Raw genomic sequence first — 17,308 nt, forward strand, 5'->3', positions numbered from 1 at the left:
ATGAAAAGACTTATCTCTATAGAATTACAAAAAATCTGGATGAATAAAGCCAGTCGTATTTTAACCTTAACGTATTTTATTTTACTGTCTTTTATTGCGCTTATTGCCTCGATTAAATTTGACCTTGGTCCTTTCAAACTTCATTTTGCCGAAATGGGAATATTTAACTTTCCTTTTATCTGGCATTTCAATACTTATGTTGCTGCTATACTTAAATTTTTCCTTGCCATTGTAATTGTTTCTATGATGGCTAATGAATATAGTTATGGAACTTTAAAACAAAATTTAATAGACGGTTTAAGTAAAAAAGAATTTATTCTATCTAAGTTTTTGACAGTTGTGTTATTTGCACTTCTATCAACGGTTTTTGTATTTGTAATGAGTCTTATCTTAGGATTATTCTTTTCTTCATACACTGAAATTGGCATTATATTTACTGACTTGGATTATCTTTTAGCTTTTTTTGTAAAACTAACAGGCTTCTTTTCATTGTGTTTATTTTTAGGAATTTTTGTAAAAAGATCAGCATTTGCTTTAGGTTTTCTTTTAGTTTGGACTATCATTGAAAGCTTTATAAGAGGTTATCTAGCATTTCAAATTTTTCCTGATAGCGACACAGACGAAAAAATAACACAGTTTTTACCTTTGGAATCTATGTCAAATTTGATTGTTAATCCTGCACCCAGATTATCTGTAATTAAAAACATAGGTTCTCAAATTGGAATCCAAACAGAAATTGATTACAGTGTAAGTTATACTGCAATTTTAATCGTTTTAACGTGGACTTTTCTTTTTGTTTATTTTTCTTACAAACTATTAAAAAATAGAGATTTATAGTATATTTGTTATACTATGATTTATTTTAAAAGGCTTTTCATTTTATTATCTTTAAGTTACGCATCTATTAGCGTTAATGCACAAGTTATTACCATTGACGATCAAAAAACACCACAGCAACTTATTGAAGATGTTCTAATTAACACTTCGTGTGCTGTGGGTTCAAATGCGACAGGAAAAGGAGACACTTTTAGACCTGGAAAACAGAGTTTTGCTTATTTTAACAGAAATGGAAGCAATTTTCCTTTTGCAGAAGGAATTGTATTGGCAACATCAACAGCGCAAACTGCTGTTGGACCTTTTGTAAGTGAATTAACCAGCAGTGACAGTCCAAACTGGCTAGGAGACAGCGATCTTGATCAAGCTGTTGGAACGCAATCTGTCAATGCAACAGTTCTAGAATTTGATTTTATTGCTTCGGCAAATTCATTAAGTTTCAATTATCTTTTTGCATCAAATGAATATCAATATGGTTATCCTTGTTTGTATTCTGATGGTTTTGCTTTTTTGATTAAAGAAGCGGGAACTTCTGATCCTTATACCAATTTGGCAGTCATTCCTAACACTACCACAGCTGTTTCATCTGTAAATATTCATCCTCAAATTCAAGCTGGTACGGTGCCTGGAGGTCTTCCTTACACAGGTTGTAATGCTTCCAATCCTACTTATTTCAATGGTTATAACACGACCAACAGTCCTGTAAATTATGCCGGACAAACTGTTGTAATGACAGCCCAGTCTAATGTAATTGCCGGAAAAAAATACCACGTAAAATTGGTAATTGCAGATGATAAAAATAGAAATCTGGAATCGGCTATATTTCTTGAGGCTGGTAGTTTTGCCTCAAAAATTATATTGGGCGAAGATCGTACAATTGCCGCAAACAATCCGGCGTGTTTTGGAGAAACAATCTTGCTAAACAGTAACTTATCCTCTTCTCAATATACTTTTAGATGGTTTAAAAAAGACAATCCTACTGTAATCTTAAGTACAAACTCAACTTATACAGTCGCAGATGCTGGAACATATATCGTGGAAGCTACTGTTATTGGCGGCACTTGTCAATCATCTGGAGAAATAAAAATTGATTACGCTTCTGAAATTCTTTCTTCAAATACAACTCTTTTACAATGTGATGATAACAATGACGGAATCTCTATTTTTAATTTGACAAAAGCCGATAACATTGTAAAGAACAATGCTGCAAATATTACTACTGAAGGTTATTATCTAACTTTAGGAAATGCTCAGACTAAAACCAATAAAATTGTCACACCAGAGAATTACATTAATACTTCTAACAATCAAATCGTTTATGCTCGTTTAGAAAATGAATTTCGTTGTTTTACAACAGCTGATGTAACCTTACAAATTGCAACAACATCTATTACAGATCCAACACCAACAACTACTTGTGATGGAGATGAAAACCAAGATGGTTTATATCAATTCAATTTGAATGATGAAGTTACTCCAAAAATTACTGCTGGTTTACCTAATGGATTAACAGTTCATTATTTTTTAACAGCAAATGATGCTCTTACAGAAACAAATGTATTGCCGAATATCTTTCAAAATACAATTCCGTACAACCAAACTATTTATGCCAGAGTTGTTAACGGTCCAGATTGTTATGATGTTGTTCCGGTACCTCTAGTTGTAAATACTTTCGATCCGCCAAACTTTGAAGACGAATCAGAATATCTATGTAAAAACAGCACCATAACTTTATCGGTTGCAACAGAATTTAGCAGCTATTTATGGAGTACGGGAGAAATGACAAATTCTATTGTTATTACTTCATCGGGAGATTATTCAGTAACCGTGAAGGATGCTAATGGATGCGAAAAAACCAAAAATTTCAAAATAATTTCGTCTGAACCTGCTGTAATTACAAATGCTGTTGTTAAAGATTTTTCTGGAAACGATAACTCTGTTTTGCTCGAATATACAGGAACAGGAAATTATGAATTCTCATTAGATGGAGTTGTTTTTCAGGATAATCCTTTATTTACAAACGTCACTAGCGGAACATACAATGCTGTCGCAAGAGATAAAAATGGCTGCGGTTTGTCTAATGTTTTCTTAGTTTATGTTTTAGATTATCCGAGATTTTTTACTCCAAATGGTGATGGATACAATGATTTATGGGTTATTAAAAATTCTGACTTACTTCCAGATTACACCATAAGTATTTTTGACCGTTATGGAAAGCTGCTAAAACAAATGACCCAAAATAGTATGGGTTGGACTGGAACTTTCAACGGCCAGCAATTACCTTCAGATGATTATTGGTTTACTTTAATTTTTACAGATGGAAAAAAAGTAAGAGGGCACTTTAGTTTAAAACGATAATATCTTTCTACAATATTTCGATTAAAGTTTAAATAGGCAAAACTTGAAAAAATTTACAACACTTCAAATATTTAAGAAGAAAAGAAAATTAAACTTAAAAGTAACGCAAAATAATCCTATTTTTGGTTTTAGACGATTCTTATCTGTAACAGCCGTTTAACAAGCCAATGAAAAAAATAGTACTCTTTATTTTTTTTCTCTTTTGTGCTCTAAATTGTTTCTCGCAATTTAGCAAAACGCATTATATACCGCCTCTTATTTCTGTAGCAGGATTTGCAGAAGATCAATATCTATACATCTCCACCCCTAGCCTAACCGATGTAAATTTTAAAATTATAGCCAATGGCGGAAATGTTGTAAACGGAACTGTAAATAATAGTAACCCTTATCGCTTTTACATTGCAACAGGACTTGACACGCAATTATTCACACCGCTTTCCAAAACTGGAATTGTATCGAATCGTGGATATATTATCGAAGCCGAAGATTTAATTTATGTAAGCGCACGAGTTAATGCAGGTAAAAGTGATAAAGTATTCAATCAGTCAGGAGGATTAGTTTCTAAAGGAAACAGCGCTCTTGGTACCATTTTTAGATTGGGTGCAATGTTAAATCCTCTTTACGATGAAACATTGCTAAATTTTGCCTCTATAATGGCTACAGAAAACGGAACAAAAATTACGATCTCGAATATTCAGAATGATACAAAACTTTTAGATGGAACACTTGTTTCGGGCCCCATAACAGTTACTCTAAATAAAAATGAATCTTACGTACTGGCTTTAAAAAATTACAATGATGGCCAGCTTGTTTCAAATAGTTCAAAAATGATCGGGGCTTTAGTCTCCTCAGACAAATCAGTTGTAGTTAATTCAGGATCCTTTGGAGGAAGCAACAGTACACTAACACAACCTACACGAAATGGGGTTTCTCCAATAGGAAGGGATGTTGGTTTTGACCAAATCGTTTCTTTAGAAAAAACAGGAAAGGAATATATTTTCATACAAGGACTTGGTACAGATGAACTGGAACGTGTTTTATTGGTAGCTCATTATGACAATACAGAAGTTTTTCTCAACGGCTCTTCTGTTTCATACAAAACATTGAATAGCGGAGAATATATAGCTCTTGATGGGAGTAATTTTAGCAATGGTAGTTTATATGTAAAAACTTCTGCAAATGTTTTTGCCTATCAGAGTATTGGAGGAACCACAAATCCTGCCAATCAAAATTTATTCTTTGTACCTCCAATAAATTGTGCAACACCGAATACAGTCGACAACATTCCTCAGATTCAATCTATTGGGAACAGTACTTTTAATGGATTTCTAAACATTGTAACCGAGAAAGGAGCTTCAGTCTTATTAAACAACGCCCCTGTCGAAGTAGATCCTTTAGAGATTCAGGGAACAACTGAGTTTGTACGTTATACGATACCTGACTTATCTGGAAATATAGCCGTAAAATCTACTAAACAAATATACGTTTCATACTTTGGAACCAATGGTTATGCAACATACGGAGGCTATTATTCTGGTTTCGATTTAAAACCAGAAATTGTCAGCAGTAAAATTACACTGGAAAATTCTTCGTGCATTCCGAATGTATCTTTAAAAATAAATACTCTTTCTTCTTATGACACTTTTCAGTGGTATAAAGATGATGTTCTAATTCCAGGAGAAACTAAAAACAATTATAGTCCTTCACAACCTGGTTTTTATCAGGTAAGAGGCAGTATTTCTGGTTGTGTTACCAATATTTTTTCAGACAAAATTCCAGTAAGCGAATGCGCGATTAATCTTGACAATGATCTTGTAAACGACAATATAGACATTGATTATGATAATGATGGCATAACAAACTGCACTGAATCTTATGGTGATCAGGCTGTAAATCTTTCCAATTCAACTTCAGGTTTAGTTAAAGTTGGAACTTATAACAATTCTTTTTCTGCAATCGTTACTAATTCTTCACTTTCTGCTCCTGCTCCTTTTATAGGAAAAGCAGATGGTAGTTTTGTGACTGAAATTATGCCTGGAAAAACTTCTTCGGTAAGTTATACTGCAAATTTTGCAAAACCTATAAATCTTCGTTTAGAATATAATGCTGCTGCAAATACAGATGAATTATTAAATCCAGATGCTGAATACATTATTAATTCTGATGTTAATAAAACTTTTACAGTTCTAAATCCTGACAATCAGTTATTAATTGACACCAATTACGACGGAATATACGAAAGCGGAGTTACTGAATTTTCTTCTTTCGAAATCCGTTTTCGACTGAATGGGAATGTTCCTTTAGCAGCTGGAACTGGGACTTTCAAGTTTCAATCTTATCAAACACAATCATTTAAAATTACTCATAAAAATCTTCTTGATACTGCTGGAAGCAAATCAACGTTTAAACTTATTGCGACCTGCGTTCCAAAAGATACAGATGGCGACGGGATTCCGGATCAGTTAGATTTAGATTCAGATAATGATGGAATTCCGGATTTAATTGAAGCACAATTAAAAGCAAAACCCTTATCGAATACTGATACTAATCTGGACGGTCTAGATGATATGTTTGTTTTAGGAGCTACTCCTTTAGATACTGATAATGATGGTATACCAAATTATCTTGATTTAGATAGTGATAATGACGGAATATATGATTTGACCGAATCAGGAAGCAACGCTCTTGACATTAATCTAAATGGAATAATTGACGCAACAGATTTTGGAATCAACGGCTTGTCAGATTCTTTAGAAACTAGCCCTGACAGCGGTGTTTTAAAATACACTGTTCTAGATTCAGATAATGATGACATAAAAAACTACACTGAAATTGACAGTGATGATGATGGTTGTAACGATGTTATTGAAGCTGGATTTACTGACCCGAATTTTGATGGTCAATTAGGAGGTTTACCAATACTTGTCAATTCTTTTGGAGTTGTAACCAGCCGAACCGATGGTTATACTACACCAAATGGCAATTATATTGTTGCAACTCCAATTATTATTACCAAACAACCCGAAAATCAAACGGTTTGCGAATTGGAAAAAGCAACTTTCATAGTCGAATCTAATGCTGATAGTTTTCAATGGCAATTCTCCAACGATGGTGGAACTATTTGGAATGCATTGCCAGAAAATGCTGTTTATTCTGGAACTAAGACTACAGCTTTAACGATTCAAAAAACAAGCAATAGCATAAATGGAAACCAATATCGTGTACTCTTAAACAGAAACAATAATGCTTGTGGATTAACTTCTGCCAATTCTGTAAGTTTAAATATTTTAACTCTGCCAGTTTTAAATTCACCAGTCACAATCGTTCAGTGTGACGATGATACTGATGGTATTTCTTATTTTAATCTTACCGAAAAAAACACTTTTGTTTCGACAAATTCAATACATGAGACTTTCTCCTACTACACAACTTTGAATGGTGCCAATACGAAAGATGCTACAACATTAATTTCAAATCCACTCGCTTTTTTCAGTGGGAATAAAAGTATTTGGACAAGAGTTGAAAATGCTAACGGATGCTTTTCAGTTGCCCAGTTGAATCTGATTGTTTCAACAACACAAATTGATCCATCTTTTAAACGAAATTTTGCTGTTTGCGATGATTTTATAGAAAATATCAGCAGCGATACTGATGGATTTACCGCTTTTGACTTTAGCAGTATCTCTACCGAAATTGAGGCTATGCTTCCTTTAGCAGGCTCAAATTATTCTATAAAATATTATACCAATGAAGCAGATGCTTTATCAGAAACAAATACAATTACAAATCCTTCCAATTTCAGAAATACGATTCCAACACAACAAAATATTTGGGTACGTGTAGATAGCAATTTGGACAACGCATGCTTTGGACTGGGAGCTTTTATTAGTCTTAAAGTAAATTCAAAACCCGATATTGATATTAACAGTGACAAAAGTTCTGATGCATTAGTTTGTTCAAATCTACCGTCCTTTTTTGTTAAACTTGATGCCGGAATTGGAAATATACCTGCAAATACCTACACTTACATCTGGTCAAAAGATGGAAATGTAATTCCTGGAGAAATTAGTGAAACAATAGAAGTTAATGAAGAGGGGAAATATACAGTAGAAGTTTTTACCAAAGAAGAAAATAGTTGTAGCAGAATCAGAACTATCAACGTATCAGCTTCAGATATTGCCCATCTCAATTCTGTTTCTATCTCAGACTTATCAGATTTCAACACTGTCGAAGTAAATGTTTCTGGAACGGGAAGTTATGAATATAGTATTGATGACGCAAATGGTCCTTTCCAAGACTCAAATCTTCTTGAAAATGTTCGTCCGGGTATACACGAACTTTATGTGAATGATAAAAACAACTGTGGAAAAATTTCAAAAACGATTGCTGTACTTGGAATTCCAAAATTTTTCACTCCAAATAATGATGGTCACAATGATTATTGGAATATACAAGGCGCAAATGAAACCTTAAATTCTGGTGCCAAAATCCTTATTTTTGATCGATTTGGTAAATTAATCAAGCAAATTAGTTCAACAAGCAATGGCTGGGACGGAACTTATACTGGAAGTCCAATGCCTGCAGATGATTATTGGTACACTATAAAACTAGAAGATGGTCGAGAAGTAAAAGGACACTTCAGTTTGAAAAGATAACATTTTTCAAAATTCAATTTTTAAAAATCCAAATTTCAAAATACGTCTCAAAAAAAATCCCAAACTCCATATGGAATTTGGGATTTTTATATTGAAAATTAAACTAATTAGATTTTGTATCTTTTTCTATCAGTTTCACTTAAGTAAATCTTTCTTAAACGAAGAGATTTTGGAGTAACTTCAACATACTCGTCTTTTTGGATGTACTCTAAAGCTTCCTCTAATGAGAATTTGATAGCTGGAATAATTCTAGCTTTATCATCAGCTCCAGAAGAACGTACGTTAGAAAGTTTTTTCGTTTTAGTAACGTTAACAGTCATATCGTCGCTACGAGTATTTTCTCCAATTACTTGACCTTCATAGATATCCTCATTAGGATCAACGAAGAATTTACCACGATCTTGTAATTTATCGATAGAGTAAGGAATTGCTTTTCCGTTTTCCATAGAGATTAATGAACCGTTGTTACGTCCAGGAATTTCTCCTTTGTATGGCTCATAACCAATGAAACGGTGTGCCATAATAGCTTCACCAGCAGTAGCAGTAAGCAATTGATTTCTTAAACCGATAATTCCACGAGATGGAATGTTGAATTTAATAATCATACGCTCACCTTTACCTTCCATAGAAAGCATTTCACCTTTACGGATAGTTACGAATTCAACCGCTCTACCTGAAAGGTTTTCTGGTAAGTCGATAGTTAATTCCTCAATTGGCTCACATTTCACACCATCAACTTCTTTGATGATAACTTGTGGCTGACCAATTTGAAGCTCGTACCCTTCTCTTCTCATTGTTTCAATAAGAACTGACAAGTGAAGTACACCACGACCAAAAACCATGAATTTATCAGCAGAATCAGTTTCACCAACTTTCATCGCTAAGTTTTTCTCCAACTCTTTTGTCAATCTTTCACGGATGTGTCTAGAAGTAACAAATTTACCTTCTTTACCAAAGAAAGGAGAATCGTTAATTGTAAACAACATACTCATTGTTGGCTCATCAATAGCGATAGTTTGTAAAGCTTCTGGATTTTCGAAGTCAGCGATAGTATCACCAATTTCAAAACCTTCAATTCCTACAACAGCACAAATATCTCCAGCAACAACTTCTTCAACTTTTCTACGGCCTAAACCTTCGAAAGTATGTAATTCTTTAATTCTAGATTTGATGATTTTTCCATCTCTTTTTACCAAAGAAATTGGCATTCCTTCTTTTAAAGTACCTCTTTCAAGACGTCCGATAGCGATACGACCTGTAAAAGAAGAGAAATCTAAAGAAGTAATCAACATTTGTGGAGTTCCTTCAGATACTTTTGGAGCCGGCACATTAGCAATAACCATGTCTAATAATGGCTCAATGTTTTGTGTTTGAACTTTCCAGTCATCAGACATCCAGTTGTTTTTAGCAGAACCGTAAACCGCTGGGAAATCTAACTGCTCTTCAGTAGCACCTAATTCAAACATTAAGTCAAAAACTTTCTCGTGAACTTCTTCAGGAGTACAGTTTTCTTTATCAACTTTGTTGATAACTACACAAGGTTTCAAACCTAAATCAATAGCTTTTTGTAACACGAAACGTGTTTGTGGCATTGGTCCTTCAAAAGCATCCACTAACAAACATACACCATCGGCCATGTTTAATACACGCTCTACTTCACCTCCAAAATCCGCGTGGCCTGGAGTGTCAATAATATTGATTTTTGTTCCTTTATATTGAACTGAAACGTTTTTAGAAGTAATCGTAATACCTCTTTCACGCTCTAAATCGTTATTATCAAGAATTAAATCACCTGTGTTTTCATTTTCACGAAATAACTGACAGTGATACATAATTTTATCAACCAAAGTTGTTTTACCGTGATCGACGTGGGCAATAATTGCAATGTTTCTAATAGATTCCATCTGTGATTTTTAATGGGCGCAAAGGTACACTTTATTTTCTAAAAAAAAATGTTTCTGTCATAGTTTGCGTATATACAATCAATTAGTTAATATAAAACAACAAAATATAGGCCTCAAAATGATATTAACATACGTTTAGTTATAGTTAAATTAACTATATTTGAAGTGATGAAAAGTAAAACTCTCCAAATTACTCTTATTTATACAATCATCTCGATAATTATGGCGGTCTTATGTCATAAATTATTCACAACCTACTTTTCTCCTTCAGAATACCCAAAATTGTCTTTAATTAAAGACATTTTATTCATTCTGACTACGGTTTTAGTTTTCAGTTTTATACTTTCAAAAAACGAGAAAAGAAGTATTACAATTTTTGAAAAGTTAAACAAAACCAACGAAGAAATAAAAGAATCCAATGAGAAATACGACATAGTAGCAAAAGCCACCAGCGATACTATCTGGGATTGGAAAATTCAAGAAGACAGCATTAACTGGAACAAAGGAATTGAAAGTGTTTTTGGTTACAACCGTGAAGAAGTTGGAAAAACTTCTAAATGGTGGTTTGACAAAATTCACCCAGAAGACAGCATCCGAATGTCAATAAAACTATATTCTTTTATTGAACAAAAAACGGAAAAATGGCAAGATCAATACCGTTTTAGATGCGCAGACGGAACATACAAATATGTTCTGGACAGAGGTTTTCTATTGAAAGATGAAAAAGGAAGAGCCATTAGAATGATTGGTGCCATACAGGATATTACAAAACAAAAAGAAGAAGAACAACGCTTAAAACTGTTAGAAACTGTAATTACCCAATCTAAAGATTCAATTTTAATTACCGAAGCGAATTCATCTGATGGGAAAATTCCAAAAATAGTTTATGTAAATCCTGCGTTTTCTTCAATGTCAGGCTATGAATCTGGTGAAATAATAGGAAAATCACCTAACATATTTAAAGGCCCAAAATCGGATTCTGAGGAACTGAAAAAACTACTGAGAGCCATAAAAAACGAAGAAGAATGTTTAATAGAAACAATCACTTACACTAAAAACCAAGAGGAATACTGGGTTCGTTTTTCCATGATTCCGATTTTTAGCAATGAAGGAGTAATTTCTCATTGGATCTCTATTCAGAGAGATATTACGGATGAGAAAAAACTAGAAACAGAAAAAGAACATCTTATTCGAGAATTAACTCAAAACAACAAAGATTTAAAGCAATTCTCATACATTACCTCGCACAATCTTAGAGCTCCATTATCTAATTTAATTGGTCTTTTAAATTTAATGGAAGACATTTCACTAGAAAACGACGAACTCAAGGAAATCCTGACAGGTTTCACCAAATCAACACATTTATTAAACGAAACCATCAACGATTTAGTAAAAGTCATCATTATCAAAGACAACCCTTCCATGCAAAAAGAAGAAGTCTCTTTAAAAGAAGTTTTTGAAAATGTATTCAGTCAGCTTTCTTTTCAAATAGAGTTACACAAACCTATAATTAAACTCAAATTTGACAAAGTTCCAGAACTCATTACAAACAAGGCTTATCTTGAAAGTATTTTATTGAACTTACTGACCAATTCAATTAAGTATAAATCAGAAAATAGAAAATTAAAAATATCCATAACAGCAGAAAAAATAGAAAACAAAACAATACTAACTTTCAAAGACAATGGAATTGGAATTGATTTAGAAAGAAACAGAGATAAAGTATTTGGATTATACCAAAGATTCCACAACTATCCTGACAGCAAGGGATTAGGACTTTATCTAGTAAAATCGCAAGTAGAAACAATGGGAGGAATAATTTCTATAGAAAGCGAAGTCAACAAAGGAACTACATTTACAATAACATTTAAAAATTAATTATTATGCTCGAGCAGATTTTATGCATTGACGATGACCCCATCACATTGATGTTATGCAAAAAAGTAATCTCTAAATCTTCATTTTCTCATGAAGTAATTACAGCTCAAAACGGTGAAGAAGCACTCCATCATTTCAACACCTTAAAATACACAAATGACAAAAACAAAAGAAAACCAGAACTCATTTTTTTAGACCTAAATATGCCAATAATGGGAGGCTGGGAATTTTTAGATCATTTTACTTCCTCAGACTACAATGAATTTAATTCTGCCCCAGTAATTGTTTTATCTTCCACTATTGATCCTGATGATCTAGCAAAGGCGAAAAAATATCCAATTATCATCGATTTTTTATCAAAACCTATAACATTGCCCATGCTCGAATATCTTAAAAAAAAGATAGAACAATAATTTCAACACACTGTATTTCAGAATTTCTATTCTGAAAAGAAAAATCCAAATTTCAAAAACAATTAAAGTTTTGGAATTTGGATTTTTTTTCAGAATTAAAGTCTCTTAAATGATAAAACAAAAAAAGTCCTCATAAGAGGACTTTTATATTTTTAGCTAATTGTTTTAATTACAATTTAGCAACATGTTTAGTTAATTTAGACTTCAAGTTAGAAGCTTTATTATCATGAATGATATTCTTTTTAGCTAATTTATCAATCATAGAGATTACAGTTGATAATTTTGCAGCTGCATCAGATTTGTCAGTAGCTAATCTTAATGCTTTAATAGCGTTACGAGTAGTTTTATGTTGGTATCTATTAAGAACTCTTTTCTTTTCGTTACTTCTGATTCTTTTTAATGCTGACTTATGATTTGCCATTTCTTTTAATTTTAGATGTAATAATTATTATAAATACTAGTTAAAAAAGAAAAACCTCCCACAATTATATAAAAAATAATCACTTTGGTTTTAACTAATAAAACAAAAACCGAGACACCAATTTTTGTTTTATAAAACTTATTCACAACTAATTTTTTGTAGTCCGTAGGGGAATCGAACCCCTGTTACCAGGATGAAAACCTGGCGTCCTAACCCCTAGACGAACGGACCTAAATTCTCCTAAGTTTGGAAACTTTTCAATATGTAATATAACTTGTAGTCCGTGGGGGAATCGAACCCCCCTTACCAGGATGAAAACCTGGCGTCCTAACCGATAGACGAACGGACCGTGCTTCTCTAATGCGGATGCAAAGATACATCTAATTTTTAGTTACACAATAGACCAAGCGATTTTTTTTTATTTTTTTTAATAAGCCTTTGCAAAAAGCACTCTTTTAGCTGAAGGATTCCCAGTAAACACGCAGGTTCCCGCCTCTTCTACAGCATCCAAAGGAATGCAACGAATAGTCGCTTTTGTCAAGTCTTTTATTTTTTCTTCTGTAGCAGCAGTTCCATCCCAGTGAGCAGAAATAAAACCTCCTTTACCTTCTAAAACTTCTTTAAATTCCTCAAAACTATTCACTTCTGTAATATGAGTATTTCGATAAGTCAAAGCTTTGTCAAATAAATCAGCTTGAATCTTTTCCAAAAGATTATTTATGTGATCAACGATATTTTCATTCGAAACCACTTCTTTTGTCAAATTATCACGTCTTGCTACTTCGAAAGTTCCATTTTCTAAATCTTTTGGACCAACAGCAATTCTCACAGGAACACCTTTTAATTCCCATTCAGCAAATTTAAATCCTGGCTTTTGCGTCGTTCTGTCATCATATTTTACTGAGATTTTTAATTTTCTCAATTTAGCAGTCAATTCATTAACTGCAGCTGTAATTTGAGCCAATTGCTCATCTGTTTTATGAATTGGAACAATAACGACTTGTATTGGCGCCAAGTTTGGAGGCAACACCAACCCCTGATCATCAGAGTGTGTCATAATAAGAGCTCCCATTAAACGAGTCGAAACTCCCCATGAAGTTCCCCAAACATGTTCTTGTTTTCCTTCAGCATTAGCAAACTTAACATCGAAAGCTTTTGCAAAATTCTGACCTAAAAAATGTGAAGTTCCCGCCTGCAAAGCTTTTCCATCCTGCATTAACGCTTCAATACAATAAGTTTCATCAGCACCAGCAAAACGTTCAGTTTCAGTCTTAAAACCTTTTACTACTGGAATCGCCATAAAATTTTCAGCAAAATCAGCGTAAACATTCATCATTTTTTCCGACTCTTCAATAGCCTCAACTTTTGTAGCATGTGCAGTATGCCCTTCCTGCCATAAGAACTCTGCAGTTCTTAAAAACAAACGCGTACGCATTTCCCAACGCACCACATTTGCCCATTGATTAATCAATAATGGTAGATCTCGATAAGATTGCACCCATCCTTTATATGTAGACCAAATAATCGCCTCACTGGTTGGACGAACAATAAGTTCTTCCTCTAACTTTGCATTTGGATCAACCATCAATTTTCCTGGTCTATCCTCATCATTTTTCAATCTGTAATGTGTCACAACAGCACATTCTTTCGCAAATCCTTCAGCATTTGTCTCTTCCGCCTCAAACATGCTCTTCGGCACGAATAAAGGAAAATACGCGTTTTGATGTCCTGTTTCTTTGAACATACGATCTAATTCAGCTTGCATTTTTTCCCAAATAGCATAACCGTATGGTTTAATCACCATACAGCCTCTAACTCCTGAATTTTCAGCTAGATCCGCCTTAACAACCAGCTCGTTATACCATTTCGAATAATCTTCTGATCTTGTAGTGAGGTTCTTACTCATATTATATAGTTTGGCACAAATTTTGTTTTAAATAATTTTAACTAAATAGTTTGACAAAACTAACTATTTTTGTAATGTGCAACAATAAAAAACACCACAGATATGAAAACTAACATTTCTCTTCGCCGAAACTCTAATCATTTTTACATAATTGGATTAGTGAGTTTATTATTAGCGTCGTGTGGTTCTTACCAAAATTCATCTTATTATGAAAATGATGGGGTGTATGGTAATTCATCATCAAACAGCTATGTGTCTAATGGCACAAACAACCAATACAGAGACTACTTTAGATCTTTGCAAGACGACAATCAGCCAACAGAAATTTTTACAGATGTTGACAATTACACCAATTACTCAGAAAATGACAGCATCCAAGCCAACTCTGTAGGCTACCCTGCATGGGGAAGCAGCAATTCTGATGTTTCTGTAAATGTTTACACAAATCCTACATGGTCATTCGGTTTCGGAATGGGCTATCCTTATTACGGATGGGGTTACGGCGGCTACTATGGCTGGGGCTATCCAGGTTACTGGGGTGGCGGATGGGGTTATCCAGGCTACTACTGGGGTGGTGGCTGGGGTTATCCAGGATATTGGGGTGGCGGTTATTACGGCTACAACAACTACAACTACTCTTATGGAAGAAGAGGTTCTGCTGCTTATTATGGAAACAGAAACTATACAAACAATAGAAACTACACTACCAACAGAAGTTTCACAAGCAACAGAAACTACACTACCAACAGAAGTAACGGTTATACCACAAATAGAAATTACACTACAAATAGATCATCATCAAACGGATACACTGATTTTAGAAGAAGCTCTACAAATTCGTACAATAGAGGAACGACTACTAGTCCAACTTTTACAAATAGAAGAGCCAACACCAATAGTGTAGACTACAGCAATTCTAGCAATAGAAGATCATACAACTACAACAATAGTGGAAACACCACAAACAGAAGCTACACCCCTAGCAACAACAGCGGTTCATCAAGAAGCTATACTCCAAGTAGCCCATCGCGTTCTATGAACAATAGCGGCGGCGGAGGAAGTATGAGATCTGGCGGCGGTGGCGGCGGAGGAATGAGATCTGGCGGTGGCGGAGGAAGAAGATAATTTTTCTCGAGGCAAACTAATTAAAACTAAAACTTATCCAAATGAAAAAAATATTTTTCCTATTTATAACAGGACTAACTGTCAGCGCGTCATATTCTCAGGAAGTTTCTGACGGCTTACGTTACGGCCAAGACAATTTAACTGGTACTGCAAGATTTAGAGCTATGAGCGGCGCTTTCGGAGCCGTGGGAGGTGATTTATCTGCCTTAAGTGTAAACCCTGCTGGTTCAGCTATTTTTAACTCGAATCAGGTCGGGGTAACTTTTAGCAATCAAAACATAAAGAATGACGCTAAATATTTTGAAGGTCAGAATTCTGAGAAGAAAAACTCTTTTACTTTAAATCAGGCAGGCGGAGTTTTTGTTTTTAAAGACCGAAATCCAAACAATGGATGGAACAAAATTGCAATTGGAGCAACTTACGAAAACACAAACAACTTCAACAACAACTTTGGCGTATTTGGTACCAATCCAACCCATTCTGTTGATGGATATTTCCTTGAATATGCTAATGGAATACCTTTGCAAAATATAGACGGTTTAGATTACAGAGATTTATCTTACACCGAACAACAAGCTTATATGGGATATTGGGGACATGTTATTGACCCTGTTGCAAACACACCAGGAAACACTCAATATATCAGCAATGTACCAGACGGAGCTACACCTGGACAAGGAAATTATTACCAGGAAAACGAAGTTTACACAAGAGGCTACAACAGCAAAGTTGGTTTCAACATTGCAACTTCCTACAAAGACAGACTTTATTTAGGAGCTAATTTAAATGTTCACATAACTGACTTTAGAAGAACTTCAAGCTTTTATGAAGACAACAACAATCCATTACAACCATACGAAACGATTTCGAACCTACGTTTCAACAATGAATTATACACGTACGGAAATGGTTTTTCTTTCCAATTAGGAGCAATAGGAAAAGTTACTGAAGCTTTTAGACTTGGTCTTGCTTACGAATCTAACACGTGGTACGAACTTTATGATGAAACTTCACAAAGTCTTAACACTACAAGACAAGCAGATGGCGGACAACCTATAAATGCAAATGTAAATCCTAACATTGTAAATGTATACGAATCATATACTTTACAAACACCAGCTAAATGGACATTTAGTGCTGCTTATGTTTTTGGGAAGTCAGGTTTATTAAGCATTGATTATGCTATAAAAGATTATGGAAATACAAAATTTAAACCTACTAATGATGCAGGTTTTAGAGATCTTAATAGCGATATCAAAAACACATTAACTAATACTGGAGAACTTCGTATTGGAGGTGAATATAAAATTAAACAATTAAGTTTAAGAGGAGGATATCGTTTTGAAGGAAGCCCTTATAAAAATGGAAACACTATTGGCGATTTAACAAGTTACTCAGGAGGTTTAGGTTACAACTTTGGAGCTACTAAAGTAGATCTAGCTTACTCTTATGCAGAAAGAAAATCAAATCAAGGTTTTTTCGCTAGAGGTCTTACAGATCCAGCCAACATTAATTCAAAGCTAAATAATGTTACTCTTACCCTATTATTTGAATTGTAATTAAGAATAAATAGATGAATGAGAATTTCCGTTTAGTTTTTTACTAAGCGGATTTTTTTTACTCAATAAAGAGCAATTTTCTTCTCGAAAACCTTCATAAAAAACATCTAAATAAAAACGAAACAAGCGGTGTTTGAATAAAAAAAGTGTAATTTTGCACTCCAATTTATAAAAGTATGAGAACCAAGTCTTTAAAAAAGAACAAAATTAACGTAATCACTCTTGGGTGTTCAAAAAATGTTTATGACAGTGAAG

At 34.0% G+C, this 17,308-nt stretch carries 10 protein-coding genes and 2 tRNA genes; 7 read left to right on the forward strand and 5 right to left on the reverse strand.

Annotation, left to right across the window (positions count from 1 at the left end):
• From VGE71_RS19265 to VGE71_RS19275, 3 genes are all read left to right on the forward strand, one after another.
• The gene (locus tag VGE71_RS19265; RefSeq protein WP_331139760.1) at positions 1-837 is read left to right on the forward strand and encodes an ABC transporter permease; all 837 of its coding nucleotides are present in this window, start codon (positions 1-3) and stop codon (positions 835-837) included.
• 15 nt (positions 838-852) lie between these two features.
• Positions 853-3,192, forward strand: coding sequence for a choice-of-anchor L domain-containing protein (locus tag VGE71_RS19270; RefSeq protein ID WP_331139761.1), 2,340 nt, complete (start codon positions 853-855; stop codon positions 3,190-3,192).
• A gap of 167 nt (positions 3,193-3,359) precedes the next feature.
• Entirely contained in the window at positions 3,360-7,847 is a 4,488-nt protein-coding gene (locus VGE71_RS19275; RefSeq protein WP_331139762.1) for a T9SS type B sorting domain-containing protein, read from the forward strand.
• Positions 7,848-7,954: 107 nt separating this feature from the next.
• Here VGE71_RS19275 and typA read toward each other — a convergent pair whose 3' ends face one another.
• A complete protein-coding gene (gene typA / locus VGE71_RS19280) occupies positions 7,955-9,751 on the reverse strand; it encodes a translational GTPase TypA (RefSeq protein WP_091492101.1) in 1,797 nt (598 codons plus the stop codon).
• A 168-nt stretch (positions 9,752-9,919) separates the two neighbouring features.
• On the opposite strand from typA, the gene VGE71_RS19285 reads away from it, so the two are divergent.
• Complete coding sequence (locus VGE71_RS19285) at positions 9,920-11,629, forward strand: PAS domain-containing sensor histidine kinase (RefSeq protein ID WP_331139763.1); 1,710 nt, start codon at positions 9,920-9,922, stop codon at positions 11,627-11,629.
• Positions 11,630-11,634: 5 nt separating this feature from the next.
• Entirely contained in the window at positions 11,635-12,042 is a 408-nt protein-coding gene (locus tag VGE71_RS19290; RefSeq protein WP_331139764.1) for a response regulator, read from the forward strand.
• Between the two features lie 169 nt (positions 12,043-12,211).
• On the opposite strand, the gene rpsT is transcribed toward VGE71_RS19290, so the two are convergent.
• The 4 genes from rpsT to proS all read right to left on the reverse strand — a co-directional run bounded on the left by rpsT (position 12,212) and on the right by proS (position 14,369).
• Positions 12,212-12,463: a 30S ribosomal protein S20 gene (rpsT, locus tag VGE71_RS19295; protein ID WP_091492106.1), complete on the reverse strand. Its 252-nt coding sequence runs from the start codon at positions 12,461-12,463 to the stop codon at positions 12,212-12,214.
• A 159-nt stretch (positions 12,464-12,622) separates the two neighbouring features.
• Positions 12,623-12,694, reverse strand: a tRNA-Glu gene (locus VGE71_RS19300).
• A gap of 46 nt (positions 12,695-12,740) precedes the next feature.
• Positions 12,741-12,812 (reverse strand) — tRNA-Glu (locus tag VGE71_RS19305).
• 78 nt (positions 12,813-12,890) lie between these two features.
• Positions 12,891-14,369: a proline--tRNA ligase gene (gene proS / locus VGE71_RS19310; protein WP_331139765.1), complete on the reverse strand. Its 1,479-nt coding sequence runs from the start codon at positions 14,367-14,369 to the stop codon at positions 12,891-12,893.
• Positions 14,370-14,471: 102 nt separating this feature from the next.
• On the opposite strand from proS, the gene VGE71_RS19315 reads away from it, so the two are divergent.
• Both VGE71_RS19315 and VGE71_RS19320 read left to right on the forward strand, forming a co-directional pair.
• Positions 14,472-15,494, forward strand: a complete 1,023-nt coding sequence (locus tag VGE71_RS19315; protein ID WP_331139766.1) for a hypothetical protein — start codon at positions 14,472-14,474, stop codon at positions 15,492-15,494.
• A 41-nt stretch (positions 15,495-15,535) separates the two neighbouring features.
• On the forward strand, positions 15,536-17,053 hold the full coding sequence (locus VGE71_RS19320; protein ID WP_331139767.1) for an OmpP1/FadL family transporter: 1,518 nt from the start codon (positions 15,536-15,538) through the stop codon (positions 17,051-17,053).
• Positions 17,054-17,308: the final 255 nt, after the last annotated feature.

Source organism: Flavobacterium sp. (assembly GCF_036405015.1).
Taxonomy (GTDB): Bacteria; Bacteroidota; Bacteroidia; order Flavobacteriales; family Flavobacteriaceae; genus Flavobacterium.